This window comes from Streptacidiphilus neutrinimicus (assembly GCF_000787815.1).
Classification (GTDB): domain Bacteria; phylum Actinomycetota; class Actinomycetes; order Streptomycetales; family Streptomycetaceae; genus Streptacidiphilus; species Streptacidiphilus neutrinimicus.
On the sequence record NZ_BBPO01000046.1, the window covers coordinates 12,847 to 38,657 of the forward strand.

Consider the following 25,811-nt stretch of genomic DNA (forward strand, 5'->3'; position numbering starts at 1 on the left):
CCGAGCCCGGGCAGGCCGCCTGGGCCCGACCCATGGAGCAAGCCCGCGTGACCCCGAGTAACACGACTGGTCAGACCCCCGTCCCGGGACGTCCCTTCACCCACGAGATGGTGATCGTCCACCGGGTCTTCCGCCGGGAGTCGGCCCTGCTGCCGCGGCTGGTCCGCGCCGTGCCCGAGGGCGACGCCGCCCGCGCGGGACGTCTGGCGGCGTACGTGCGCGAGTACCTGGACGGCCTGCACGTCCACCACCGGACCGAGGACGAGCTCATCTGGCCCCTGTTGCGCGCCCGGGCCGACCGCGACGATCTGGTCGCGCGGATGGAGGAGCAGCACGAGCGCATCGACGCCGGGCTGGACGCGGTCACCGGCCGGCTGCCGGTGTGGGAGCGCGCGGCGGACCGTCCCGCCCGGGACAGCCTCGCCGACGCCCTGGACGAGCACCGGGCCGCGCTGCTCGACCATCTCGCCGACGAGGAGCACCTGGTGCTCCCCCTGGTGGAGGAGCACCTGACCGTCGCGGAATGGGCGCTGGTCGGCCGACGGGGCATGGAGCACATCCCGCGCAACAAGCGCATGCTCGCCCTCGGCGCGATCCTGGAGGAGGCCACCGAGACCGAGGCCGCCTTCTTCCTCGGCCAGGTCCCGGCCGTCGGGCGCCTGCTGTGGCGGGCTGTCGGCCGCCGTCAGTACGCCGCCCGCTGTCGCGCGCTGCGCGGGGCGCTGGACCCGGCGGGCGCGGCGGACGGGGAGCACACGCCGTGACCGCCCTCGACTCCCTGTCCGCCGACGTCCTGGACGTCCTGGACGCCTACCGCACCTGCGAGTTCGCGACTCTCGGCCGTGACGGAACCCCGATCGCGTGGCCGACGGCGGCGCGACGACGCGAGGACGGCACGCTGCTGGTGACCACCTCGGTCGCGTTCGCGCAGAAAGCGCTCAACGTCCGTCGCGACGGGCGGGTGGCCCTGCTGTTCTCCGAGCCGACCGGCAGCGGTCACGACGCCCCGCCGCAGATCGTCGTGACCGGCCGGGCCGTCTGCTCCGACGACGTCACCGGCAGCCCCCGGGGCGCAGAGGAGTACTGGCGCACGCTGTTCGAGCGGCAGCCGCACAGCCGCGCCTACGTCCGCCGACCGGTTCGGTCGCTGATGGACTGGTACTACCTGCGTCTGCTCATCACGGTGACGCCCGAGCAGGCCGCCGTGCGGTCGCCCCTGCCGCCGACGTTCAAGCCGCCCCGAGGGACCGCGGCGGCCGGGCTGGTGGGAGCGGAACAGCTCGCCCAGTATCCGACGGCCGTGCTCGCCGCCCGCGACTCCACCGGCGCTCCGGTGCTCGCGCGCACCCGCCCCGCACCGGCCCCCGCGGGCGACGGCTTCACGCTGCGGCTCCCCGACGACTGCCCGGCGGTGCCCGGCCCGGCGTCGCTGCTGGTCCACCGGCACGACGAGCGACTGAACGGCATGCACAACGCGGTGGTCCGCGGCGTGCTGCGCGCCACCGGCGACGGCTGGGCGCTCGCACCCCAGCGCGTCGTCGAGCCCATAGGCACCGGCAGCCCCGGCGACGCCCTGCGCGTCCTGCGTCAGGTACGCGGCGCGACCCGGCGCTACTTCGACCGGCGCGGCCTTGAGCGCCCCCGCGTGCACTGGGATGAGTTCCGGTCCCTCGCTGCGCCCTCGCGGCGTCCGGGCGGCGCCCCCGGATCCGGCGACATCACCACCTCGCGACCCGAGCTCTGACGCGCCCCGTCCCACGTTTCGTTCCACGAGGGCATTCCGCTCTTCCCACGTCGTCGCAGGTCAGATGGGGTGGAACGTTCCACCGTTCCGTCAGGGGCGGTGAACGCGCCGCGGGCGACGAGATCGGCGGCAAGGTGGTGCACCGCAGCCCTGGACCACGACCACGTCCGGGCTGCGGGAAACCGAGCGGGTCGAACTGATGGTGTGGGAGCGGGCACGTGGGGCGGATCAAGGGCTGCATCGGCATAGCGCTGCTGACGAGCGCGGTGGTGGCCGGGGCGAGCGGCTGCGGGAGGAGCGCGTCCCCCGGGGCGGGCGCGGCGTCGGGCCCGCAGGCCGGAGCGAGTGCGAGTGCCGGCACGGCTACGGTCGGGAGCGCGGCTCCCTCACCGACGCACCCGTCCGGGCCGCCGTTGCAGCTGAACACCGTCACTCCGGCCGACGGCAGCACGGTCGGCGTCGCCATGCCGATCTCGATCGAGTTCACCAAGCCGGTCGCGGCCTCCGCGCGCAGGACGGTCGAGCAGCACCTCAAGGTCACCACCTCGGCGCCGGTCACCGGAGCCTGGCACTGGTTCGGGGGCGGCCGCGTCGACTGGCGTCCGCAGGCGTACTGGACACCCGGCACCAAGGTCACCGTCCACGCGGACCTGGAGGGCGTCAGCGACGGCAACGGCCGGTACGGCACCCGCGCCTACACGCACAGCTTCACCATCGGTCCCGACATCGAGACCACCGTCAGCGCCCCCGGACACACCATGGTGGTCAAGCGCGACGGCACGGTCGTCAAGACCCTGCCCATCGACGCGGGCAGCCCCTCGTTCCCGTCCTGGGACGGCACGATGGCCGTGATGGACAAGCAGCCCGAGGTGCACATGACCTCCTGCAGCGTCCACATCACCTGCGACCCGGGAAACCCCGACTTCTACGACGTGACCCTGCCCTGGGACGTCCACCTGACCGGGTCCGGCACCTACGTCCACTACTCCGACGGTGACAAGCACCCGGGCCACAGCGTCGGATCGCACGGCTGCGTCCATTTGTCGCTTGCCGACGCGACCTGGTTCTACAACTACGTCCACGTCGGGGACCCGGTCACCATCACCGGATCCCCGCGCGGCGCCGCGCGGGCGGACAACGGCTACGCGTCCTTCGACCTCACATGGCAGCAGTGGCTCGCGGGCAGCGCGAACGGCCCGGAGACCACCACGGCCGGCGCCTCCGACTGACGCGCGTTCACGGCTCCTGGTCGGCTCCGGTCGGTGGCGGTGGTTCGGCGTCGGCCGTTTTCGACCGGGTAGCGGCGGCTGCCGACGGTGCAAGCCGGGTCAAGCGGCCGGTACCTGCTCGTGGGCGGTGTGGGCGCGGGCGGCGAGGCTGAGGGTGCGGGTGAGCATCATGGACAGGGCCATCAGCAGCAGGGCGTCGGTCAGTGCGTCGGAGGTGACCTGGTGTGTGGTCATCCAGGCGGCCAGCTGCGGGCCGAACCAGTGCGCGGAGCCGTAGGAGAAGAGGGCACGGGCGCCGGTGACGACGGTCCACAGCGCGGCGTAGCCGAAACCGGCGCGGCTGACGGGCCGACCTGTACGGGGGCTGCGGTATACGCGGGTCAGGCTCGCGGCGGCCGCACCGCACAGAAGACCGACGGCGGTCAGCGCGATCTCCAGGGCCAGGCCGGTGCCCCGGGTGGTGAGGTCCTTGATGAACAGCGGCACCAGGACTCCGGCGGTCAGCAGCGGTCGCAGGATACGGAAGGCGCCGATCTTGCGGTGCGGGCCGAGGTCGGCCTCCAGGACTGCCAGCAGCACCGCGCCATTGATGATCATTGCCTGGGCCAGGGGGGACATCGTGTTCACGCCTTCCGGTCGGTCGCTTCGAGGACACCCTCAGACTCCGGCCCGACCTGGGGTCAAAGCGTCGCCGCACGAGGTGACTTGACGGGTGACCCGGTGCCGCGCGGCGGTGGTCCCCGGTACTACGCGCGCGGGCCGGTTTCACCCCGGGCGTCACCCTACGGGTGACGCCGTGGCCGCACCGCGGTTCCTAGCGTGGTGGTCGAGCGCGGCGGGGGAGCGGCCCCCGCTTCTGGCCCTGCGAGGGTGGTGCCCGGTGAACGGAATACTGGAAGTGCTTCTGGCACTGGCGATCGTGATGTACGTGATAGTGCGCCAGGTTCGTGGGGAAGCGTTGCGGGGCAAGCGGGTGGTGGTGTTGCCGCTGGTGGTGGCGGTGGTCGGATTCTGGCCGTTGGGCACGCGCCCTGGCCGCCTGGGCGCGGCGGACCTCGGCTGCCTGGCGGTGGGCGCGGTGCTCGCGCTGGGGGTGGGGGTTGGGCAGGGCGCGTCGATGCGGCTCGAATCGCGCGGCGGGGCCCTGTGGGGGCGGATGCCCGTGCGCGGCCTGTGGTGGTGGGCGGCGCTGATCGCCTCGCGGCTGGCGATGACGGTGGTGGCCCACTCGGTGCACGCGCAGGTGGCGGCGTCGACCGCGCCGGTGCTGGCGCTGCTGGGACTCAACCGCGTCGGGCAGGCGGTGGTGATCGCCCCGCGCGCGCTCAGGGGCTCGGTTCCCTTCGCCCCTGAGCGCGACGGCTCGGTCTTCGGCCGTGGCGGCATGTCCGGGTCGCGCTTGGCGTCCCGTCTCCTGCCCGCCCGGCCTCCGTTGGACGACCGGAGCGGATCTGGGTTCGACGGCTCCGTGACGCCCCGGGCCCAGCAGGACGCCCCCGGGATACCGCAGCCGCGGCCTGCATCGCCGGCCCCGGAGCAGGACTCACGCGGCCGGAATGCACGCAGGGCTGGCCGCGGTCGCGACCGCTCCGGCCGGGACCGCTCCGGCCGGGCGCGGCGTCGGTGAACGACCGGACCGGGGCCATGACGAGGCGTCATTCTCCGCTTCCGCAAACGGTCCCGTGGCAGGTCCCGAAGCGCCGCTCCACTGGCCTCCCCTTCCCGCAGCGGACCCGCTATCTTGGGGGCGTGCTGGGCACAGTCCTGTGGGCGCTGCGAGTCGGTGCACTCCTCTTCGCCGGCTTCGAGACCTTCGGGCGCACCGCCTCCCTGGGCGGCGGCGAACGGGCCGTCGTCATCACCGCTGTCACTCTCAGCGCGCTGGGCATGGTCTGGTGGTGGCGCCAGGAAGCCCGCCATGGCCTCGCCGACCCGGCCCGCCTGCCGGCCGCGTCCACGCGATTGGTCGTGGTGCTGGCAGTGATGGGTGCAGCCGGAGGGTTCGCCAGTTCCTTCCCGCAGGCCGGAGCCCTGCTGGCGATCCCGATGATGACCGTGTCGCGCGCCGGCAGCGAGCCGCGCCTGGCCGCCGGACCGGCGGTCACCTGCAGCGCGGTAGCCGCCATCGAGGCGGGGGCGCTGGTCACCGGTGCGGGGACCGGAATCGTGCTGGGTTTTCCGCTCGGACTGCTGGTCGCCCTGCTGATCGGCGGCAGCCGCCGGGCCTACCGCCTGGTCGCCGCGCAGAACGCCGAACGCCTCGCCCAGGCAGAGGAGTTGCGTGTGCAGCAGCAGCGCAATGCTGTCCTCGACGAGCGCGCCCGCATCGCCCGCGAGATCCACGACGTCCTGGCCCACTCGCTGGGCGCGCTGAGCATTCAGATCCAGACCGCGCGCACCCTGCTGGAGCACGAGCAGACGCAGCGCGCGGCCGGTCTCCTCGACACAGCGCAGCGTCTGAGCGCCGAGGGCCTGGTGGAGACCCGCCGCGCCGTCCAGGCCCTGCGGACCGACACCCCGCCGCTGCCCCAGACGCTGGAGCGCCTTGCCGAGGAGCACTGGGACCGCCACCGCTCACCGGCCACGGTAACGGTGGCGGGCACGCCGTCCGCACCCAGTCCGGAGACCACGCTGTGCCTGGTGCGCACGGCCCAGGAGTGCCTGACCAACGCCGCCAAACACGCCGCCGGCCAGCCCGTGCGGCTGGCCCTGGACTACGAGGACGACCACGTGACCCTGACCGTCACCAACCCGCTCGGCAGCGCCGCCGGCACCGACGGTACCGGTGCCCCCAGGCCGCGCCTGGCGACCGTCAACGGGGGCTACGGTCTGACCGGGATGCGCGAGCGCCTGCTGCTCATCGGCGGCACCCTGACCGCCGAAGCCACCGCGGGCACCTGGACCGTGACGGCGCGGACCGCCCCGTGAACCCCCCAGAGACGACACCGATGAGGATCGTGGTCGCCGACGACCAGGCCGGCATCCGCGAAGCGCTCGCGGTCATGCTCGACCTGGTCGAGGGGATCGAGGTCGTGGCCACGGCCGCGAACGGCAGCCAGGCGCTCGACCAGGTCGCCGCACACCTGCCCGACGCGATCCTGCTCGACCTCCACATGCCGGTGCTGGACGGAACCGAGGCCACCCGTCGGCTGACCGAACGCTTCCCCCAGGTGGCCGTCGTCGTGCTGACCACCTACGCCGACGACGACCTGGTCCTCGAGACGCTGCGGGCCGGCGCCCGTGCCTACCTGACCAAGGACGCCGACAAGGCCCACATCGTGCGCACCCTGCACAGCGCCGTCACCGGCCTGACCGTCCTGGACCCGAGGGTCCAGGCCACGCTCCTGGCCGCCGCGCAGCGGCCGGTCGTCGTCACCGGTGACGGGCAGCAGCCGTCGCCGGAGCCGCCGCAGGAGCGGCCGGACGCCCTCACACCGCGCGAGGCCGAGATCCTCACCCTGCTGGCCCGCGGGCTGAGCAACCAGGAGATCGCCGCCGCTCTGTTCCTCAGCCACAACACCGTCAAGACCCACGTCAACCGGATCTTCACCAAGACCGGCTCCCGCGACCGCGTCGCCGCCGCCCACTACGCCCGCCGCCACCACCTGGACTGACCCGCATCCGGCACAGGCTCGGCAATCGGCAGCTCCGCCGGGCCGTGCGAAGACCGGCAGCGCATCGCCGGCATCCGTCACCGATGGGAGCGGTGCCGTTCTGCCGAGAGCGTCAGAGCTCGGAAGACGGGCCGCGACAACACTACGGTCATCGCCCTGTGGGGCGAAGACCGGCTTCAGAGCTGCGGGCGGGTGGCTGCGTCGCGGTGCTCCCGGATCTCGCCGTGGTGGTCGGCGGCCCAGGAGATCAGCTGCCTCACGATCTCGTGCAGACCGCGGCAGAGGGGGCGAGGGCGTACTCCACGCGCAGGGGGAGCCCGGCGTAGGCGGCCCGGGTGAGCAGGCCGTCCCGCTGCAACTGCTTGGGCCTCTGCGTCAGCATCCGCTGCGTGCCGGAGTGCGCTGATGGCGAGGTTGCGCAGGACGGCCATCGCCCGGGGTGCGGTCCCGGTGCGCACGCGGGACGCGTCCGGAGGGCCGACGGCGTGATCGTCGGTACCGAGTACGGCGGCTACCCGTGCGGCTGGGACACCCACGCCCAGGCCGGGAAGCAAGTCGAGCTGCGGGCGTCGGGCTTACCGGGGCTGGCCTGGTGCGTCCGGTGAGTCCGTACTTCAACGCTGGTACGAGATCCGGTTCAAGGTCACGGTGGGCAGGAACGTGCACGTGGGCACCTGGCACCTGAGTGCGAACGTGGAAGCCATCACTGGACCGAACGCGACGCAGGCACCGCCCTTCGAGTGGCTGCACAGCCCAGACCACCTTATGAGCGTCCACCGCTGACCTAGCGGCCCGACCCGCACGAGGCCCCCGATGCCGTAGCCGTGGCATCGGGGCCTCCTGTTTGACCTGGGCGGTAGTGGTGATACGCCTGGTGCCGTGGCAGATCCCGCGCGGGGTCCGCCTCGGCGGCAGGCGCCCCGGGCACATCCGTCGCTCCGTCCCGGGGCGCCGCAGACGATCCGGGAGGCTGCCGTGGTCCGCTACCTGCTGCGCGCAGAAGATCTTCATGCGGACGATGCCGTGATCCCGTGCGGGCAGCGCTGGCATGTCGCCCGGGTCGGGGCGGTCTTCGCCTTGTGCACGCGCCGGCTGCCACCCGCGACGAGCGTGCGCCCCATCCAGGAGGCAGACAACGTCCGCGCGGCAGAGCGCTGCCCGGAGTGCTGGGCGCGGGCCTTCAACGACCTGAAGCTGCCGGCCTGACCGGACTACCCGAGGCGGAACCCACCAGGGGAAGGAGGCCCCGTCATCAGCTAGAACTGCCGGAGCAGGACGTCACCCCGGAAGACTGCCAGCCCTCCGGGCTGTGGCACATCGTCGAGGTCGGCCGCTGGCGCTCCCTGTGCGGACACACCGTCGACGCGGCCGCGGCGACCCGGCCTTTGGCGGAGGCCTGTCGGCTCCCACCGTGGCTTGCGGCGGGGACGGGTCCGAGACTGTTCAGGCCGTTCAGCCGGGCCCGTTCGGCAGGTTCACGGCTCCTGGTCGGCTCCGGTCGGGGGCGGTGGTTCGGCGTCGATGCGGGCGAGTTCCGCGTCCGTGAGGAGGCGGGAGCGGATGAGGAAGCGGACGCCTTCCGGGGCTTCGACGGAGAAGCCGCTGCCGCGGCCGGGGACGACGTCGACGGTGAGGTGGGTGTGCTGCCAGTAGGCGAACTGGTCGGCGCTCATCCAGAACGGCGTGTCCTCGTCGAGGATCCCCAGGAGCACGTCCCTCGCGCCGACGCGGAACTCGCCGCGCGGGTAGCACATGGGCGCGCTGCCGTCGCAGCAGCCGCCGGACTGGTGGAACATCAGCGGGCCGTGCAGACCTGCCAGCCGCCGCAGGAGCGCGGCGGCCGGCTCGGTCAGCTCCACCCGCGCGACGCGCGGGGCGGGGCCCATCAGAAGAAGCCGAGCTTCTTGTCGGAGTAGCTCACCAGCAGGTTCTTGGTCTGCTGGTAGTGGTCGAGCATCATCTTGTGGTTCTCGCGTCCGATGCCGGACTTCTTGTAACCGCCGAACGCCGCGTGAGCAGGGTACAAATGGTATGAATTGGTCCAGACGCGGCCTGCCTTGATGGCGCGTCCGAAGCGGTAGGCAGTGTTGCCGTCGCGGGTCCAGACGCCGGCGCCGAGGCCGTAGAGGGTGTCGTTGGCGAGGCGCAGGGCCTCGTCCTCGGTGTCGAAGGTGGTGACGGAGACGACGGGGCCGAAGATCTCCTCCTGGAAGATCCGCATGTCGTTGCGGCCCTTGAAGATCGTCGGTTCGATGTAGTAGCCGCCTTCGAGGCCGGTGACCTTGCGGGGGCCGCCGCCGGTGAGGACCTGGGCGCCTTCCTTGGTGCCGATGTCGATGTAGGAGAGGATCTTCTCGTACTGGTCGTTGCTGGCCTGGGCGCCGATCATGGTGGCGGGGTCGAGGGGGTCGCCGCCGACGATGGCTTGGGTGCGGGCGATGCAGCGGTCCATGAACTCGTCGTAGATGGAGGAGTGGACCAGGGCGCGGGAGGGGCAGGTGCAGACCTCGCCCTGGTTGAGGGCGAACATGACGAAGCCTTCGACGGCCTTCTCGAGGTAGTCGTCGTCGTGGGCGGTGACGTCGGACAGGAAGATGTTGGGGCTTTTGCCGCCGAGTTCGAGGGTGACGGGGATGATGTTCTCGGAGGCGTACTGCATGATCAGGCGTCCGGTGGTGGTCTCGCCGGTGAAGGCGACCTTGGCGACGCGGGGGCTGGACGCGAGGGGCTTGCCGGCTTCGACGCCGTAGCCGTTGACGATGTTGACGACGCCGGGCGGCAGCAGGTCGGCGATGAGCTCCATGACGACGAGGATGCTGACGGGGGTCTGCTCGGCGGGCTTGATGACGACGCAGTTGCCTGCGGCCAGCGCGGGTGCGAGCTTCCAGGCGGCCATGAGGATGGGGAAGTTCCAGGGGATGATCTGGCCGACGACGCCGAGGGGCTCGTGGAAGTGGTAGGCGACGGTGTCCTCGTCGATCTGCGAGATGCTGCCTTCCTGGGCTCGCACCATGCCCGCGAAGTAGCGGAAGTGGTCCACCGTCAGCGGGAGGTCGGCGGCGAGGGTCTCGCGGACGGGCTTGCCGTTCTCCCAGGTCTCGGTGAGGGCGAGGACCTCGAGGTGCTGTTCGATGCGGTCCGCGATCCAGTTGAGGGTGTTGGCGCGCTCGGTGGGTGAGGTCCTGCCCCAGGCGTCGGCGGCGCGGTGGGCGGCGTCCAGTGCCCGTTCGATGTCGGGTGCGGTGGAGCGGGCGACCTGGCAGAAGGTCTCGCCGGTGACGGGGCTGGGGTTGTCGAAGTAGCGCCCGTCGGCGGGGGCGGCCCAGTCGCCGCCGATGAAGTTGTCGTAGCGGGGCTTGAAGCCGAAGATGCTGCCCTCGGTCCCGGGCTGGGCGTAGACCATGTCAAGCTCCTCATCGAGCGTCGGGTGGGTTCCCGGACACTCTCGCCGCCCAAGGTTGGCGAAAGGTTGGCGCCGCGCACGGCCGGCGTCCCGCCGCGCCGGGCGGGAGGAGCGGACCGGTCCCGATAGTCAGTCGGGTCGGCAGCGCGTTCCGGACGTCGGCTGAGTGGATGCGAGCGTGAACGGCGGTCGGCGTCGGGGCGGGATCACGCGTTGGGCGTGGGCCTGGATGGTTCGATGGCCCGCAGGCGCACCCTTGGGAAGCTGACATCCTGGCCGAGTTTGGTCGTGTATTCGGCCGGCTCGATCCCGAGCGAGCAGAGGAACGGTTCGGATTGGGCCAGCGACCCATCAGGGTGTGCAGGTTGAACTCGCGATGCGTCAGGAGCGCCCAGCCGGTGCTGCGGTACTCGAAGATTCCGAGTCCTGGTGCGGCGGCCAGGCGGAGTGCCTTCGTCCCCGGGTCGGGTCGGCGCCTCACCGCCCAGCATCGCGCGGATAGCGTGCGCCGTTGCCGGACGGCGGGTGGTGACCAGCCAGGTGGATCGCACCTCCACGACCCGTTCACCTGACACGAGGTAACTGCGGAATCGGCCTGCTGACGCCCCTGGTGTCCCTCCATCTCGTGCGAGGGCTCCGAGGCCTGGGCCACGGTCCACAGCGAGCAATGCCCGGTCAGCCTTCCTCGCCCTTCTGTTTGTCCTCGCGCGCGCGGGCATTGTGCTCAACGGGGTCAGCCTGCTTCGTCGCGTCACCTTTCAGGCAGACAGTCCTCAGGACGCTCTGACGCTCACCCGATACATTGACGTCCACCTCGCGGAGACCCGCCCCGCGCCGCTCCTGGGACACGTTCGAGCTCGGTGTGACGATCGATAAGAGCGTTGATGGAAGGGGAAGGGACACCGTGACGATGAGCCCCGACGGCCCCGGCGAGACCCCGAGCATGCCACCGAGGCCGCAACTTCCCGATCTCGCGGCGGCCCGCGAGCTTGGACCTGCGGCGACCGTGGAGGCACGCTGGCAGCAACTGCTGCTCGTCTGGCGGTGGCATCACACGCGGCACGAGATCTTGAAACCGGGCACTGCCTACCCGGGCATCGTGTCCCTGATCGAGGCGGCCGGAGCTGAGCCGAGACTGCGGCAGCTCTACCCTTTCACCAGCCACTACAACCTGAACTTCAGCAGCTTTACGAGCTACCCCTGGTCAATCCAGGTGCCGTCGGTAGACCCGCTGCATGACGGGTGGTTCCGCGTCCGCCGCCGCCGTAGTGCCGAGGTCCTCGGGTTCGCACGCACCGCGGACACCGCCGTGTCCCTCGTCGTCGGCAACCTCCCCGCAGGGCTCGGCCCGGCCGTCGCCCATCAGCAGACCGGCCGCTGACGCGGACCGGATAGCTCTATGACATCCGGCGCCATAACGGGAGCCACGAGCGGCACCGGCCGGCGTCAGGCGTGGAACTGGCCGTTGCGGTGCTCCTCGTGCGGCAGCGAGTCCCATTCGGTATTCGCGCCGTCGCGCGTCACCATGAACAACGGGCGCGATAGAAGTGCCTGTCCAAATCGTTGCCCGCGCATCACGACCCCGGAATCGTCCGGTCCTGCGTAGCCCTCAGGTGTGTAGCGGACGTGCCCGTCCACTGATTCGGCATACGCGATGGCGTCGCGCTCCAGCTCGGACAGGTGTCTGCCGACCAGCGCGAATCCGGCGTACGCGACTTGGGGACCGTGCACGGCGTCGGCGGCCACGCAGAACAGTCCCGCTGCTTGACTCACGTAGGCCGTGACGGCAGGCGCAGAAGGAGCCCTGCCGCGACGGTGGACCTCGATCTTCCACGTCGGCGAGAAGATCGCGGGGCCCGGTGGACAGTCGCTGATGCTCGACTGGCCGAGCGTCTCTGCCGCCTCGACCACTTCGTCGACGGTCATGCCGAACCGGAGCGGCCCGACCCCGGCAGCTGGCGAATAGGACCACTCGTCCCGTTCGGCCAATCCGGCATCGGCTTCGGTGTTGAACGGCATAGTCGCCCCTCCGGGACAGCTGAGACTTGAGCCGATTGAACAGGCAGGGAACGAATGGATCAAGGTGCGAACCTGCCATAGGGGTTCAGTGGGTCCAGGAGAGCGGTGAGAGGCCGCGCCGGTCTGCCTCGGTGAGCTTGTTCGCCCACTTGGGCTCGGCCAGGACCTCTTGGAGCAGGAGCGTGTTGACGTAACCGGGGAGCGCGGGGCGAAGCCGGGTGAGCACCTGATCGACGCCGGCTACACCTCCGCCGCGATCATTTTGACCACTCGCGCCCAGGGCATTGACCTGGTCGGGCCGCTTCCCACGGCCAGTGACCGGCAGAGCCGAGCCGGAGAGGGTTTCGCCCTGACCGACTTTGAGATCCACTGGGACCAGCAGTACGCGGCCTGCCCCAAGGGAGCCAAGAGCCGCTACTGGGGCAGCAGCCGGATACACGGTCACCCGCGGACCGTGGTCATCTTCCCGAGTGGGACTGCCGTACCTGCAAGGTCCGCACCTCATGCACCAGCGGCTTCACCCGCCGTCTGACCCTGCACCCCCGAGACGAGCACGAACTCCTCCAGCACCAGAGCACCGAGCAGGAGACCGACGCCTGGAAGAGGCGCTCCAACAAGCGTGCCGGCGTCGAGGGCACCATCTCCCAAGCCGTCCGCACCACCGGCATCCGCCGCAGCCGCTACCGAGGCCAGGCCAAGCCCGGTCTCTCGCCCACGTCTTCAGCGCCGCCGCCCTCAACCTGCACCGCATCGAAGCCCACCTGACCGGACACCCCGCAGGCACCACATGCCGCACCCACTTCGCCGATCTCGACCTCGAAACCCCCACCACGCAGGAAGAAACCCCGCACACGCCACCCGTGAATCGGGCGACAGAGTCCCACAGCGGCGCGATGTCAGCCCAGTGGCGTGCCGGTGCCCGCGATGACCTCGGGCCGGAGCAGGGCCGAGAGCTTGTCGAGCGGGAGGAGTCCCTTCTCCAGGACGAGTTCGGCCACGCCGCGGCCGCTGATGAGGGCCTCTTTGGCGATGTCGGTGGCGGCCACGTAGCCGATGTGCGGATTGAGTGCGGTGACCAGGCCGATGGAGTTCTCGACGGTCGCGCGCAGCACGTCGGTGTTGGCGGTGATGCCGGCCACGCACCGTTCGGCGAGGGTGAGGCAGGCGGCGCGCAGGTGGGTGACGGACTCCGACAGGGAGTGCAGGATGATCGGCTCGAACGCGTTCAGCTGGAGCTGGCCGGCCTCGGCGGCCATGGTGATGGCGACGTCGTTGCCGATCACCTCGAAGGCGACCTGGTTGACGACCTCGGGGATGACGGGGTTGACCTTCCCGGGCATGATGCTCGAACCGGCTTGCACCGGAGGCAGGTTGATCTCGCCGAGGCCGGCGCGCGGGCCGGAGGACAGCAGCCGCAAGTCGTTGCAGCTCTTGGAGAGTTTGACGGCGATGCGCTTGAGCACGCCGGACATCTGGACGAACGCGCCGCAGTCCTGGGTGGCCTCGACCAGGTTGGCCGCGGTGACCAGAGGCAGTCCGGTGACCTCGGCGAGGTGGCGGCGGGCGGCTTCCGCGTAGCCGACGGGTGCGTTCAGCCCGGTGCCGATCGCGGTCGCGCCGAGGTTGATCTCGTGGATCAACTGGACGGCCTCCGCGAGCCGGCTTCGGTCCTCGTCGAGCATCACGGCGAACGTGGAGAACTCCTGACCGAGCGTCATCGGCACCGCGTCCTGGAGCTGGGTCCGGCCCATCTTCAACACGTCGCGGAACTCGACGGCCTTGCGGGCGAACGCGTCCTGCAACTCGGCCATCGCCTCCAGCAGGCCCCGCGTCGCGAAGACGGTGGCGATCCGGACAGCGGTGGGGTAGACGTCGTTGGTGGACTGGCTCAGGTTGACGTGTTCGTTGGGGTGCAGGTGCTGGTACTGCCCCTTGGTGTGGCCGAGCAGTTCCAGCGCCCGGTTGGCGACGACCTCGTTGGCGTTCATGTTGGTCGAGGTGCCGGCGCCGCCCTGGATGACGTCGACGACGAACTGGTCGTGCAACGCGCCCGCGCGGATCTCCTGGCACGCGGCGACGATCGCGGCCGCCTTGGCGGGTTCCAGCAGGCCCAGTTCCTGATTGGCGAGGGCGGCGGCCTCCTTGACGGCGGCCAGGGCGTCGATCAGGTGCGGATACGTGGAGATGGGCGTGCCCGTGATGGGGAAGTTCTCGGTAGCGCGCAGGGTGTGCACGCCCCAGTAGGCCTCTGCGGGCACGTCGCGGTCGCCGAGCAGGTCGTGCTCGCTGCGGGGGGCGGTCATGGGAAGGCGGATCCTCTTCCTCGAAGAAGTCGAGACGGCAAGCTGGTGAGCAGGAGTGGTTCGGCGGCGAGCGGGCCAAGGGGCCGCGCCGTGGCCTCGGCGCGGGTCAGCGGGAGAGTGCGTCCACCGGCTGGACGCGCCCGACCGGCCGCCCGCCGCCGAGCAATGGCTCGCCCGCCAACCCGGCAGGCAGCTCGAGGGAGACCCCGGCCCGCGCGAGAGCCGCGGCGGCGACCGGGATGCGCGCCCGGTTCGCCCCGTCGGCGATCTTCACGGCGACCGCCCGGCCGTCCGGCAGTGCAGCGACCTGGACGCCCTCGAAGCCGTCCTTGGCAAGCAGCCCGGAAACGGCCCGCATGAGCGCGGCCACGTCCCGGCCGGAGCCGGAGGCCATCTCGGGGTGGGAACGCATCGCATCCGCGACCCGTGCCTCGGGCGTCCCGGGCGCGGCGGTAGTGAGACGGGCAGCGGCGCGGGCGAGGCCGTGGAGCGAGACCGCGAACAGTGGTGCGCCGCAGCCGTCGACCGTGACCCGCGCGACGCGCTGCCCCGTGAGGTCCTCGACGGTCGCCGCGACGGCCCGCTGGAGCGGGTGTGCGGGGTCGAGGTAGTCGCTCCGGGGCCAGCCGTTGAGCTCGCAGGTGACGAGCATGGCCGCGTGCTTGCCGGAGCAGTTCTGCGCGAGCCGCGAGGGCCGACGACCCTCGCGTATCCAGGTGTCGCGCACGGCCGGGTCGTACGGCAGGTCCTCCACGTTGCGCAGGTCGCGCTCCGCCAGGCCCGCCAGTTGCAGGATCCGGCAGGTCCCGGCGAGGTGGCGCTCCTCGCCGGAGTGGCTGGCGGCGGCCAGCGCCAGCAGGTCGCCGTCCAGCGGCAGCCCGGACCGCACCATGGCGACGGCCTGGACGGGCTTGAGCGCCGAGCGCGGGTAGAAAGCGGCTTCGATGTCGCCGAGTTGGAACTCGACCTGGCCGTCGGCGCCGAGGACGACCACGGAGCCGTAGTGGACGCCCTCGATGACGCCGCCGCGCACGAGGTGGGCGACGGGGGCGTGCCGCGGCTCGCGGACCGCCGGCGCGTCCGCCAGGAGGGTGGGGAAGGAGCTGTGCATCACGGCCTGACGGGATGAGTGGACATGGATCGGTGTGCGGTTCACGCGTCGCTTCCGGCGGACGTCCGCGTCACGCGGGCGCGGACCACGTACCAGCCGGCGACCAGCGCCGCGGCGATCAGCGGCACACACACCACGGTGGTGCGTCCGGCGCCGCCGTCGGTGTACATGAGGACCAGGACGGTGGCGAGGAAGGCCAGGGTCACGAGCTCGGTCCAGGGGGAGCCCGGCAGCCGGTAGCCGGGCCGGGTGAGCTCGCCCTGGCGGGTCTTCCTCCAGAAGAGCAGGTGGCAGATCATGATCATGCCCCAGGTCGTGAGGATGCCGATCGCCGCGAAGTTGAGCACGATCTCGAACGCGCTCGCCGGGACCACGAAGTTCAGGCCCACGCCGAGGACGCACATGCCGCTCGTCAGCAGGATTCCGCCGTACGGCACCTGACGGCTGCTCATGCGGGCAGTGAACCGGGGCGCGGAGCCGTTGACGGCCATCGAGCGGAGGATACGGCCGGTGGAGTACAGGCCGGAGTTGAGCGAGGACATGGCGGCGGTCAGCACGACCAGGTTCATCACGCTTCCGGCCGCTGGGAGACCCAGGTGGGACAGCACGGTCACGAAGGGGCTCTCGCCAGCGTGGTAGTGGTTCCACGGGAGCAGCATCGACAGCAGGACGACCGAGCCGACGTAGAAGAGGCCGACCCGCCACATGATCGAGTTGATCGCCTTCGGCATGATCTGCTCGGGGTTCTCGGTCTCCCCGGCCGCGACGCCGACCAGCTCGACCGAGGCGTAGGCGAACACCACCCCCTGGATGATCAGCAGCATCGGCATCAGGCCGTTGGGGAAGATCCCGCCGTGGGCGGTGATCAGGCCCGGGCCGGGGGTGGCGCCGTCGACCGGGTGACGGGTGACCAGCAGGAGGATGCCGACGCCCATGAACGCGACCAGCGCGCCGACCTTGACGATCGCGAACCAGAACTCCAACTCGCCGAAGAACCTCACCGAGATCAGGTTCACCGAGACGACGACGGCCAGAGCGACCAGGGCGATCACCCACTGCGGTACAGCCGAGAACATGGCCCAGTAGTGGGTGTAGGTGGCTACCGCGGTGATGTCGGCGATGCCGGTGGTGGCCCAGTTGAGGAAGTACATCCAGCCTGCGGTGTACGCGCCCTTCTCACCCAGGAACTCCCGGGCGTACGACACGAACGCGCCGGACGAGGGCCGGTATAGCACAAGTTCGCCGAGAGCGCGGACGACCAGGAACGCGAAGACGCCACAGACCCCGTACGCGATGAACAGGGAGGGGCCCGCCTGGGCCAGGCGCCCGCCGGCGCCGAGGAACAGACCGGTGCCTATCGCGCCGCCGATGGCGATCATGTTGACATGCCGGGACTTGAGGGCCTTGCTGTAGCCCACGTCGCCGATGTCGACATGATCCGCCGAAGGGTGTGATTCGCCGGTACGGATGTGCCGGTCGGGCTTCGGAGCCACTTGGTCGCCGATGAGGTCGCTCACGCCTCAGATCCGCCTTCCGTGGGGGTCTTCGCGCGCCCGGGGCGCACGATGTCGGTGAGGGTCGTGTCGACGCGTTCGAGGTGGTGGGCCATGGCCGCCACGGCGTCGTGCTCGCTGCCGTCGACCAGTGCCTCGACGATCGCCCGGTGCTCCCGGTTGGACTGCTCACGCCGACGGCCGCCCAACTCGGTGAGGAAGTACGACTGGCGGGCCAGAGCGTCGCGGATCTCCTCGATCACCCGACGGAAGACGGGGTTCTGGGCGGCCTCTGCCACGGCCAGGTGGAAGAGGCTGTCCATGGCGACCCACGCGGTGGTGTCGGTCTCCCGCTCCATCCGCTCCAGCAGGTGCGCCAAGCGGTCCAGGTCCTCCGGGGTACGGCGCAGCGCCGCGTACCCGGCGACCGGGAGCTCGACGTGTTGGCGCACCTCAACCAGGTCGCGGGCCGCGTAGTCGCCGAAGGTGGGGTCCTCGACGGTGTTCGCCAGAACGAACGTCCCCTTGCCCGTCTTGGACACGGTCAGCCCCATGGCCTGCAGGGCCCGCAGGGCCTCCCGCAGCACGGGTCGGCTGACCTCGAGTGTGCGGCACAGTTCCGCCTCGGAGGGGAGCTTGTCGCCCACGGCGTAGTCACCGCGCTCGATGGCGCGGCGAAGGTGACCGAAGACCGCTTCCATCGCGCTGACGCGCCGCGGTGCTCCATCACCTGTCTGGCTGTCTGACAGGTTCACGGGAGTGATCCTGGGCGTTGCCGCACGGGGCTGTCAAGACTGCGACGGCCGACAACCTTATCCGCGTGGCTCAGGCGGCATGTCGGTACTCGTGGATGACGCCGCCGAGGCGGTCTCTCCGGCGTATGTCCAGGCGGGTGATCTGCCCGGCATCGAGCGGCTCGGGGACGGCGCGTAGTGGTGCCGCTTGGTTCATGGCTTGATGGGGCCGGTGGGCGTTGTGATGCTGCTCGAACTCGCTCAGCGCCCGGCGTAGGTGGCTCTCGTTCGGGATCAGAGTCCGGTCCAGGAATTCGTGGCGGCAGGTCTGCGCCCAGCGCTCCATGACGGAGTTCATGCGCGGCATCCGGAAGCCGGTGAGCACGACCTGGATGCCGGCGTCGGCCAGGATTGGGTCGAACAGGGCTGGGTACTTGGCGTCCCGGTCCCGGATCAGGTATCTGACGGTGGCTCCGGCGTCCTCCAGGTCCATGACCAGGTTCCCTGCCCCTTGCGTGACCCAGCTCGTGCGCTGGCACCCGGAGCCTGGGTCGTCCCCTGCCCCGTCTACCACGACCACGTGCTGGTTCTCGCCCCCGCCGAGCCCGTCGAGACATCCTCCTGTGCCCTCGCCTCGACGCTGGCCGGAGCGTTGGGCGACTGCCTGGTAGGCGTCAGCGACAGCGTTCCGCTACGCGACACGGCCACCGGCTACGAGCAGGCCTTCCGGGCCCTGGTCACCGCGCGGAGCCGCGTCGGCCGCTGGGCGACCTTCGCGCACCGCCCCGATCCGGTCCTGGTCATCGGCCCGGAACTGCGACACTGGGCCCGGCAACTGCTGGCCCCCCTCCACTGCCACCTGCCCCGGCGCCCGCAGGACCCGGACAGTGCCGAGCTGGCCGTCACAGCCGCCTCCTGCTCGCCTTCTCCGCAAAGGGGGCCGAGTTGCTAAAGATCCACCGCAACACCGTCTCCGCACGCCTGCGCCAGGTCGAGGCCCTGCTCGCGCTCGACCTGGACCGTCTCCCCGACCAGGCTCTACTGGCCCTGGCCCTGGCCCTGCGCGCCGAGGCGCAGGGTGCGGAAACGTCGGACGCCGTCTCGCCGTCCAGCCCCCTGCCCTGCTCGACGACCTACTGACCCGCCCCGCCGTGCTGGCCTGGGCGCACGGCCTGCTTCGTCCCATCGACGAGTCGGGCCTCGGGCCGACGCTGGACACCTGGATGCGCCATGACGCGCGCCTCGCCCCGACCGCCGCCGAGCTCTGCATCTCCACCACCGCCGCCCGCAAACGCCTCACCCGGATCGAGGAACTCCTCGAACGCCCACTGCTGCGTCCCCCCAGCGACCGCTACGAACTCTGGCTCGCCCGGCGCGCCCAGCTCCTCGAGGGCCGATAACGGCGTTGGGCACCGCGAGGAGCAGGGCGCGCCGCGAGGCGGAGGGTAGGGAGTTTGCTATGCGCGTGCTACGACAGCGTCGCATCCTCGCGCGTGAAGCTCGGAACCCGCGACGTCGCGAGCTCTTCGCCAGGATGGTCGGCGTCGCCTGGAATCACGCTGTCGCGCCACAGGTCCCAGTCCGGCGGGGCGGCAAGGTGGGCCATCGGCTCCAGGTCCACCGGTGATCGCGGCGAGCTCGTCGCGGTAGGCGTCGCGCATCGCGCTCCTCTCCCTGCTGGCCGTGGTAGCCCTCTTCTTCCGGTCCAGGGTCCCAGGGATACACCACCGGGGTGAACCGGGCCGGCTCCGGCCTGCGGCGCAGCGGGCATGGCCAGTGGCCGCGGGTAGCGTTCGTCTCGGCTGGACGCGGCCCGTCGCGGGCGCCGCCCGGCCTCTGCGGTGTCGGGCACGGATCGGGTGCGGGGGCGGCTGCTGGTGACGGATGCGGGCATCGACTACCGCGAGGTGTTCCAGGCGCTGCCGGGCATGGTGGCGCTGCTCGACCCTCGGCTGGTGTTCGTCGACGCGAACGCCGACTTCGTCCGTATCTCCGGCCAGCCGCGTGAGCGGCTGCTCGGCCGCTTCCTGTTCGACGTCTTCCCCGACAGCCCCGACAACCCGGCCGGAGGCGCCCGGAACCTGGAGGCGTCGCTGCGGCGGGTGCTCGCGACGGGGGAGCGCGACAGCATGGCACTGCAGCGCTACGACGTGCAGTCGGTGGAGCGCCCCGGTGAGTGGGAGGAGAGGTACTGGAGCCCGGTCAACGCCCCCGTCCTGGACGGCGCCGGGCATGTGGTGCTGGTGGTGCACAGGGTGGAGGAAATCACCGAGCTGATCCGGGCCCGCGAACTGCCGGAGCAGGACCGGCAGCGGGTGCTGGAGGCCGAGCTCTACACCCGCGCCCGCGAACTGCAGCAGGTCAACGAGCGGCTGCGCCAGGCCCACGCCCGCGAACGCGAGGTCGCGCTGGTCCTGCAGCGCGCGATGCTCCCGCACCACCGGCCATTGCGCCAGCACCGCGCAGCCGTGCGCTACAGGCCCGCGACCGGGGCGCTCAACGTGTGCGGCGACTGGTACGACATCACCGACCTCACCGGTGGCGACCGCGTGGGCGTCTCCGTCGGCGACGTGGTCGGCCACGGCCTGGAAGCCGCCGGGGTCATGGGCCAGCTGCGCAGCGCGCTCGCCGCCGCCTCGCGGGTCGCCGATGGCCCCGCCCAGGCCCTCGACGTGCTCGGCCGCTACGCGAGCTTTGTCGACGGCGCCGAAAACGCCACCGCGGTGACCTGCTTCATCGACTACGACCGGCACACCGTCACCTACTCCAGCGCCGGCCACCCGCCACCCGCCCTCCTCCACGTCGACGGGACGGTGAGCTGGCTCGACCAGGCCCTGGACCCGCCGCTGGACGCTTCCCCCGACCCCGGCCCCCGCCCCGAGGCGACCACGGCGTTCGTCCCGGGCGAGGCCCTGGTCCTCTACACCGACGGGCTCATCGAGCGACGCCACCAGGACATCACCACCGGCCTGGACCGCCTCGCCGTCTCCCTCGCCCGCCACCAAGGCGCGGATCCCGAGAATCTGGCCGACGCAGTGCTGCGGGACATGCTGCCCCGCGTCGGCGTCACCGACGACACGGCCCTAGTCGTCCTCCAACTCTGAGCCGCCGGGCACCGGCACAGCCGCAGACGCACAGCAGTGGCTTCCGGGACCGCTGGGCGGTCCCCCACAGACCGCGACGGTCCCGGAAGCCGCCCCGCTCCCAGGGCAAGGCAACGACCGCTCCTCTTCCCCTCGGAGCAGCCGTGATTACGGGGATCGATCAGTACGTTACACGGAGTTTGCACGTACATCATCAAATGGCGAGAAAATCCCCGGTATCCCTCTGCCCGAACGGCCGTGCCTCTCGGCGTAGCCAGGCCCATGGGACGGGAGCTACTCCAGGCCCTGCCGGGAATGGACCGTATCCATGCCGGGCAGCTCCTTCACGCGTTGCACCCTCCACTGGCTCTGCGCCACGCGACTGGGCCTGACGGGTTGGGACGCGGACCTGGCCGCGACCACCTCATGCCTCCTCCCCGACGACACCGAGGTCATCCAGTTCTCCTTCGCCGTCACCCCAGCCGACGACGCGGAACCGTCGTGGTCCGGCCGTACGCTGTGGTGGCCCCCCGCACCGAGTCCCCGAAGCTCCACCGCCCCTCCCGGCCGCTCGTGGAACTGCTCTTCCTCCCCGGGCCTGACTGACCATCAGGGACCCTTCCGCACGGCTGTCCGCTGGATCTCGTCCCGCCACGGGATGGGTGGCCACGGCTCAGGTATGCCGACGGCTGTCTCCTCGCGCGCCCCCGTCGTGGCACGCACAGTCGCAGCCGTACGGGCCGCAGCCGAGCGTGACGACCACGCCGACGGGGCAGGACGCCCCGGCCGTGCAGCTGTTGGTTCCGGTGCAGGCGCCGAAGTACGACGATGCCGGCGCCATCCACGTCCGCTGCCCCGGCTCGGGCCGTTCCCGCCTGCGCAGCGCCGGAAGCGCCGGCCTCGCTTCGACTCGCTCGTCGCTCATAGGAGCCGCTCCTTGGTCTCACGGGTCCGGCGCAGGCAGTCGTGGCTCCGGCCGGGGTAGCCCGAGCGTCTCCTCGACGTGGGCCCGGGTGTCGCGGGTACACGGGCGTTGCGCCGTACAGCGAGCCCACGACAGCATCGGCCGTGTGGATCCGGTACACCTCGCACTCGGCGTCATGGGACGACTTCCTGGCGCTCACGCCGTCTTTGTCCTCGGCAAGGGCCCAGGCGGGGTCCGGGTGTGCACCTGCGGAGGAATGGCTCGGTGGTGGCGCCCGCCGTATGGTCTGCGCGAGCAGCAGGCCCAGCACCGCACACGGCCGCGAGCTCGTCTGCCGACGGGCGGCCGCGCACCACGTGCAGGGACGATCCGGCGGTGTTCGTGCTCCGCGGGTCCGGGCCGATCCTTCCGGGCGGGGGGCGGGCCGCGGCAAGTGTGCGCCTTCAGTCGCGGAAGAGCGGCGCCACCTGGGCGGTGTCCTCGGTTCCTCGGTAGTGGACGATCAGGCCGTCGCGGAAGGTGAACCAGTGGTGCAGGTCCATGGCCACACGCCTGCCGTTGGCTCGGTGATGGGCTTTCAGTCGAACCACCGTCATGACCTCGGTGTCGTTCGCCGCGAACGTGACCGGGGTGAACTCGTCGACCTCCATGGACGAGCCGAAGTCCTCGAAGAAGGAACGCACCTCGTCCTTTCCGGTGCGTACGCCGTACCACGGCGCGCCACCTTCGGACGCGGCCTCCGCGGCCCAGTCCACGTCGTCGCTGAGCCCGTCCAAGATGGCCTGCACGTCGCCGCGCCCGAACGCCTCGTAGATCGATTTAATGGTGGCGATGTTGCTGTCCGCGCTCATGGCCCGCCTTCGATGTCTCGACCTGGCAACGATTGCCTCGCGCGCTCACGGTATGCGCCGGACTCACGCCCGGGGTGACGGTCCACCGGTGTCGGCCGGGCCGCCACTCGAACAGCCCTCCCGTGCGCCCAATCAGCGGACCCAGGACCGATCTGGCTCCGCGAAGTGTGCCCGACCGGGTCGAAATACTGTCTGGCACAGTCCGGTCAGGCGGTGGTCGCGGCCGATCCACCAGCAGCGCACTCGCCGGCTACTGCGGCGCATCGACGGTCCGCTTTGAGCATCCGCCAGCCGCCGCCACCATCTCCGACCAGTCCGCGAGCCCGGCCGCCGGAAGGCGCTCCCGCCGCCCGACAGGGCAAAGCAACTGACGCCGGACCAGTCAACCGGCACGCTCCCCGCAGGGAAGGCGTCTGCGGGGCGAAGCCGTACTGCATGCCTCTGTTCCATCCGGCTGGTCTCCCGGACGCCACAGCGCGTGTCCGCGCGATCACGGCGGCTTCGCTGCCTAGCGTGGCGGTCGGTTTGCCCGATTTTCGGGCCGGAGGACATCACGGAAGGACGCTCGTGAAAACTGGACTACTCGCCTGCCTGACCACCTTCACCGGACTGGCGGCCACGGCCGCGTTTGCCGCACCCGCCACGGCCCACGGGCCGTTCGTGGGCCCGCTCAACACCGTCCGCACCATCGCCTCGACCGTCCCGGCCAACGGCGACGTGAACCCCTACGGCACCGTGCTCGTCCAGCACTCCGACGGGAAGCTGCACCGCGGCGACATCCTGGTCAGCAACTTCAACAACAGCGCCAACCAGCAGGGCACCGGAACGACGCTGGTCGAGGTGAGCCCGCGCGGCAAGGTCACCCAGTTCGCCCAGATCGACCCCGCCCAGGTTCCGGGGTCCTGCCCCGGCGGCATCGGGCTGACTACGGCGCTCTCGGTCCTACCCGGTGGCTGGGTCGTCGTCGGCAGCCTGCCCACCACCGACGGCACCGCCGCCACCGCCCAGGCCGGCTGCCTGCTCGTCCTCGACAACCACGGCAAGGTCCGGGAGACCATCGCCGGTCACGGCATCAACGGCCCCTGGGACATGACGGCCGCCACGCACGGCGACACGACCGACCTGTTCGTCACCAACGTCCTCAACGGCACCGTCCGGGCCAACGGGAAGATCGTCCGCAGGGGCACCGTGCTGCGGGTGACGCTCTGCACCCGGGGCGAGAACCGTCCGCCGACGCTCATGTCCACCACGCGGATCGGCTCCGGCTTCGCCCAGCGCACCGACCCGAACGCGCTCGTGATCGGACCGACCGGTGTCGGCCTCGGCCGCGACGACACGCTCTACGTCGCCGACACCCTCGGCAACCGCGTCACCGCCATCCGCGACGCCTCCACCCGCCACGACAGTGCGGGAACCGGACGGGTCGTCACCTCCGGCGGGGCGCTGAACGGCCCGCTCGGACTCGCGATCGCACCCGGCGACGAGATCCTCACCGTCAACAGCGGCGACGGCAACCTCGTCGATACCGCCGCCAACGGTCGGCAGCTCGCCGTCCGCACGCTCGACAGCAGCGGCAGCCCCGCCGGCGCCGGGGCCCTGTTCGGCCTCGCCGTCGACCGGGAACACCACAAGGTCTACTTCGTCGACGACGCCACCAACACGCTCAACGTGCTCGAACGCCCCTGAACCTGCACGACGCTCCCCAGCATCCCGCCTCGGCCCGGACCGGCGGCGTCCGGGCCGGGCGGCCCACCTTCACGGACCGGGGCAGCGGCCAGTCAGCCAGGTCGACGAGCTGCAGCTGGCCAACCAGCAGACCCGGTACACCCTGAACTTCGTCGGAACCCAGTTCAGCGGCACCATGACCGACAATGCGAACGAGGGCCACAGCGGCTACGAGATCCAGGGCATCCTCGACAACATCGACGGCTACCTGGCGGCCAACCACCCCGACGCCGTGCTGCTGCACATCGGCATCAACGATCTCAACAACAACGACAACGACCACGCAGCTGCGGCCACCCGGGCCGAGACCCTCATTGACCGGATCTTCACCGACCAGCCCAACGTCACGGTCATGATGCAGGGACTGATCCCGACCACCGCGGGCATCCCGGCCAACCCGGCTCTGCAGGCCCTCATCACGGACTACAACAACCAACTGCGCGCCTGGGCGCCCAGTGAGGTACAGGCGGGCAAGCACTTCACCTTCGTCGACGCGCCCGCTCTGACCTCAGCGCAGTTCGCCGACGGCCTGCACCCCAACGACGCCGGCTACAGCCAGCTGGCCCAGGCCTTCTACACCCCGCTCGACCAGGCCTTCACCAACGGCTGGGTGGTCGGCGGCCCGCCTACCCCGTACGAGACGCCGGCTTCGTCGCGTCCGGCGCGGGTGGCGGCGGGTGACTTCAATGGTGACGGGAAGCTGGACCTGGTCGGTATCGACGCGAACAGCAACATGCAGTTCTATCCGGGCAACGGGGCCGGTTCGGTCAGCGGCCCGGGGACCGCGATGCTCGGCACCACCGGGTTGTGGGCGAACTTCAAGGCGGTCGCCTCTGGTGACTTCAACAGTGACGGCAAGACCGATGTCGCGGGTATCGACGCCAACAACAACCTGATGCTGTACACCGGTGACGGCGCGGGCCATCTGACCGGCGGCACCAACATGATGCCGGGCACCAGCGGCCTGTGGGCGGGCTTCAAGGCCATCACCGCTGGTGACTTCACCGGTACTGGGCACCTCGGTATCGCCGGGATCGACGCCAACAACAACCTGAAGTTCTACCCCGGGGACGGCGCAGGGCACGTCGGCGGTGGTACCGACATGCTCGGCAGCACCGGGCTGTGGGCGGGCTTCCACGCCGTCATGGCCGGTGACTTCACCGGTACCGGGCACCTCGGTATCGCGGGCATCGACGCCAACAACAACCTGAAGTTCTACCCCGGCGACGGCACCGGCCACGCCAGCGGCGGCACCCAGATGCTCCCCGGCAACGGCCTCTGGGCCGGCTTCTAACCACCCAGCCCCGTCTTCTGGTCGCCGTCCGGCCCTGCGCATCCCGATCAAGGATGCGCAGGGCCTCGGCGCGTAGCGAAACGTCCCAGCTCGGCGGCACCTCGCCGACCAACGGCGACAGCAGTATCGGGCTGACCTGCACCGCCGCCACCGGCAACTCACTCGTGCCGCGCTGAAGGCCGCCACCTGGGGTCCGCTATCGCTGCAGATGGGGCGCGGCCGATCGCCCTCGGCCTGGCCGCGCTCGGCGTCCGCGCGATAGCCGCGTCAAGCGTGAGCGGCA

At 70.9% G+C, this 25,811-nt stretch carries 27 protein-coding genes; 15 read left to right on the plus strand and 12 right to left on the minus strand.

Annotated features, from left to right (window positions below):
* From TR48_RS25750 to TR48_RS25760, 3 genes are all read left to right on the plus strand, one after another.
* On the plus strand, positions 1 to 764 hold a 764-nt coding region (locus TR48_RS25750), incomplete at its 5' end, for a hemerythrin domain-containing protein (RefSeq protein WP_369405613.1).
* Positions 761 to 1,744, plus strand: coding sequence for a pyridoxamine 5'-phosphate oxidase family protein (locus tag TR48_RS25755; protein WP_084729764.1), 984 nt, complete (start codon positions 761 to 763; stop codon positions 1,742 to 1,744). The genes TR48_RS25750 and TR48_RS25755, both read left to right, overlap by 4 nt.
* Positions 1,745 to 1,962: 218 nt before the next feature.
* The gene (locus TR48_RS25760; protein WP_042371501.1) at positions 1,963 to 2,973 is read left to right on the plus strand and encodes a L,D-transpeptidase; all 1,011 of its coding nucleotides are present in this window, start codon (positions 1,963 to 1,965) and stop codon (positions 2,971 to 2,973) included.
* A gap of 99 nt (positions 2,974 to 3,072) precedes the next feature.
* On the opposite strand, the gene TR48_RS39275 is transcribed toward TR48_RS25760, so the two are convergent.
* Complete coding sequence (locus TR48_RS39275; RefSeq protein WP_152628185.1) at positions 3,073 to 3,591, minus strand: hypothetical protein; 519 nt, start codon at positions 3,589 to 3,591, stop codon at positions 3,073 to 3,075.
* A gap of 262 nt (positions 3,592 to 3,853) precedes the next feature.
* Between TR48_RS39275 and TR48_RS25770 the strand changes: the two genes are divergently transcribed.
* From TR48_RS25770 to TR48_RS25780, 3 genes are all read left to right on the plus strand, one after another.
* Positions 3,854 to 4,600 carry a hypothetical protein gene (locus tag TR48_RS25770; RefSeq protein ID WP_152628186.1) on the plus strand — a complete coding sequence of 249 codons (747 nt, stop codon included), beginning with the start codon at positions 3,854 to 3,856 and terminating at the stop codon, positions 4,598 to 4,600.
* Positions 4,601 to 4,722: 122 nt separating this feature from the next.
* Positions 4,723 to 5,901 carry a sensor histidine kinase gene (locus tag TR48_RS39280; RefSeq protein WP_052443008.1) on the plus strand — a complete coding sequence of 393 codons (1,179 nt, stop codon included), beginning with the start codon at positions 4,723 to 4,725 and terminating at the stop codon, positions 5,899 to 5,901.
* A 20-nt stretch (positions 5,902 to 5,921) separates the two neighbouring features.
* Positions 5,922 to 6,587, plus strand: coding sequence for a response regulator (locus tag TR48_RS25780; protein WP_042371505.1), 666 nt, complete (start codon positions 5,922 to 5,924; stop codon positions 6,585 to 6,587).
* Between the two features lie 256 nt (positions 6,588 to 6,843).
* On the opposite strand, the gene TR48_RS45780 is transcribed toward TR48_RS25780, so the two are convergent.
* A complete protein-coding gene (locus TR48_RS45780) occupies positions 6,844 to 6,969 on the minus strand; it encodes a winged helix-turn-helix transcriptional regulator (RefSeq protein WP_236652329.1) in 126 nt (41 codons plus the stop codon).
* A gap of 593 nt (positions 6,970 to 7,562) precedes the next feature.
* On the opposite strand from TR48_RS45780, the gene TR48_RS25790 reads away from it, so the two are divergent.
* Complete coding sequence (locus TR48_RS25790; protein ID WP_042371507.1) at positions 7,563 to 7,793, plus strand: hypothetical protein; 231 nt, start codon at positions 7,563 to 7,565, stop codon at positions 7,791 to 7,793.
* 269 nt (positions 7,794 to 8,062) lie between these two features.
* Here TR48_RS25790 and TR48_RS25795 read toward each other — a convergent pair whose 3' ends face one another.
* On the minus strand, positions 8,063 to 8,473 hold the full coding sequence (locus tag TR48_RS25795) for a DUF779 domain-containing protein (protein ID WP_042371508.1): 411 nt from the start codon (positions 8,471 to 8,473) through the stop codon (positions 8,063 to 8,065).
* Entirely contained in the window at positions 8,473 to 9,990 is a 1,518-nt protein-coding gene (gene adh / locus TR48_RS25800) for an aldehyde dehydrogenase (RefSeq protein ID WP_042371510.1), read from the minus strand. Before adh ends, TR48_RS25795 begins: the two co-directional genes overlap by 1 nt.
* Positions 9,991 to 10,852: 862 nt before the next feature.
* On the opposite strand from adh, the gene TR48_RS25810 reads away from it, so the two are divergent.
* The gene (locus TR48_RS25810; protein WP_152628188.1) at positions 10,853 to 11,371 is read left to right on the plus strand and encodes a DUF6193 family natural product biosynthesis protein; all 519 of its coding nucleotides are present in this window, start codon (positions 10,853 to 10,855) and stop codon (positions 11,369 to 11,371) included.
* A gap of 65 nt (positions 11,372 to 11,436) precedes the next feature.
* Here the strand turns inward: TR48_RS25810 and TR48_RS39285 are convergent, their stop codons facing one another.
* Both TR48_RS39285 and TR48_RS42310 read right to left on the minus strand, forming a co-directional pair.
* The gene (locus TR48_RS39285; RefSeq protein ID WP_052443012.1) at positions 11,437 to 12,009 is read right to left on the minus strand and encodes a hypothetical protein; all 573 of its coding nucleotides are present in this window, start codon (positions 12,007 to 12,009) and stop codon (positions 11,437 to 11,439) included.
* A gap of 85 nt (positions 12,010 to 12,094) precedes the next feature.
* Positions 12,095 to 12,235 carry a Tn3 family transposase gene (locus tag TR48_RS42310; protein WP_174501739.1) on the minus strand — a complete coding sequence of 47 codons (141 nt, stop codon included), beginning with the start codon at positions 12,233 to 12,235 and terminating at the stop codon, positions 12,095 to 12,097.
* A gap of 191 nt (positions 12,236 to 12,426) precedes the next feature.
* On the opposite strand from TR48_RS42310, the gene TR48_RS46655 reads away from it, so the two are divergent.
* Complete coding sequence (locus TR48_RS46655) at positions 12,427 to 12,774, plus strand: transposase (protein ID WP_369405614.1); 348 nt, start codon at positions 12,427 to 12,429, stop codon at positions 12,772 to 12,774.
* 131 nt (positions 12,775 to 12,905) lie between these two features.
* On the opposite strand, the gene aspA is transcribed toward TR48_RS46655, so the two are convergent.
* The 5 genes from aspA to TR48_RS25840 all read right to left on the minus strand — a co-directional run bounded on the left by aspA (position 12,906) and on the right by TR48_RS25840 (position 18,143).
* Complete coding sequence (gene aspA, locus TR48_RS25820) at positions 12,906 to 14,312, minus strand: aspartate ammonia-lyase (protein WP_042371514.1); 1,407 nt, start codon at positions 14,310 to 14,312, stop codon at positions 12,906 to 12,908.
* A gap of 106 nt (positions 14,313 to 14,418) precedes the next feature.
* A complete protein-coding gene (locus TR48_RS25825; protein ID WP_170183563.1) occupies positions 14,419 to 15,423 on the minus strand; it encodes an asparaginase in 1,005 nt (334 codons plus the stop codon).
* 41 nt (positions 15,424 to 15,464) lie between these two features.
* Entirely contained in the window at positions 15,465 to 16,892 is a 1,428-nt protein-coding gene (locus TR48_RS25830; protein ID WP_236652339.1) for an amino acid permease, read from the minus strand.
* A gap of 44 nt (positions 16,893 to 16,936) precedes the next feature.
* Positions 16,937 to 17,617, minus strand: a complete 681-nt coding sequence (locus tag TR48_RS25835) for a FadR/GntR family transcriptional regulator (protein ID WP_042371515.1) — start codon at positions 17,615 to 17,617, stop codon at positions 16,937 to 16,939.
* A 124-nt stretch (positions 17,618 to 17,741) separates the two neighbouring features.
* Entirely contained in the window at positions 17,742 to 18,143 is a 402-nt protein-coding gene (locus TR48_RS25840) for an integrase core domain-containing protein (protein WP_052443015.1), read from the minus strand.
* 18 nt (positions 18,144 to 18,161) lie between these two features.
* Between TR48_RS25840 and TR48_RS43600 the strand changes: the two genes are divergently transcribed.
* From TR48_RS43600 to TR48_RS25850, 4 genes are all read left to right on the plus strand, one after another.
* A complete protein-coding gene (locus TR48_RS43600) occupies positions 18,162 to 18,602 on the plus strand; it encodes a hypothetical protein (protein WP_161789908.1) in 441 nt (146 codons plus the stop codon).
* Entirely contained in the window at positions 18,596 to 18,790 is a 195-nt protein-coding gene (locus TR48_RS43605) for a helix-turn-helix domain-containing protein (RefSeq protein WP_052443018.1), read from the plus strand. The genes TR48_RS43600 and TR48_RS43605 overlap by 7 nt, the downstream gene beginning before the upstream one ends.
* An 11-nt stretch (positions 18,791 to 18,801) precedes the next feature.
* Positions 18,802 to 19,050, plus strand: a complete 249-nt coding sequence (locus TR48_RS39300; protein ID WP_052443020.1) for a helix-turn-helix domain-containing protein — start codon at positions 18,802 to 18,804, stop codon at positions 19,048 to 19,050.
* Between the two features lie 477 nt (positions 19,051 to 19,527).
* Positions 19,528 to 20,754: a PP2C family protein-serine/threonine phosphatase gene (locus TR48_RS25850; RefSeq protein ID WP_042371573.1), complete on the plus strand. Its 1,227-nt coding sequence runs from the start codon at positions 19,528 to 19,530 to the stop codon at positions 20,752 to 20,754.
* A gap of 1,347 nt (positions 20,755 to 22,101) precedes the next feature.
* On the opposite strand, the gene TR48_RS25855 is transcribed toward TR48_RS25850, so the two are convergent.
* Complete coding sequence (locus tag TR48_RS25855; protein ID WP_042371517.1) at positions 22,102 to 22,509, minus strand: nuclear transport factor 2 family protein; 408 nt, start codon at positions 22,507 to 22,509, stop codon at positions 22,102 to 22,104.
* 567 nt (positions 22,510 to 23,076) lie between these two features.
* On the opposite strand from TR48_RS25855, the gene TR48_RS25860 reads away from it, so the two are divergent.
* Together TR48_RS25860 and TR48_RS25865 are read left to right on the plus strand one after the other, a co-directional pair.
* Entirely contained in the window at positions 23,077 to 24,195 is a 1,119-nt protein-coding gene (locus TR48_RS25860; RefSeq protein WP_236652330.1) for an NHL repeat-containing protein, read from the plus strand.
* 175 nt (positions 24,196 to 24,370) lie between these two features.
* Positions 24,371 to 25,528 carry an FG-GAP-like repeat-containing protein gene (locus TR48_RS25865; RefSeq protein WP_052443022.1) on the plus strand — a complete coding sequence of 386 codons (1,158 nt, stop codon included), beginning with the start codon at positions 24,371 to 24,373 and terminating at the stop codon, positions 25,526 to 25,528.
* Positions 25,529 to 25,811 lie beyond the last annotated feature (283 nt).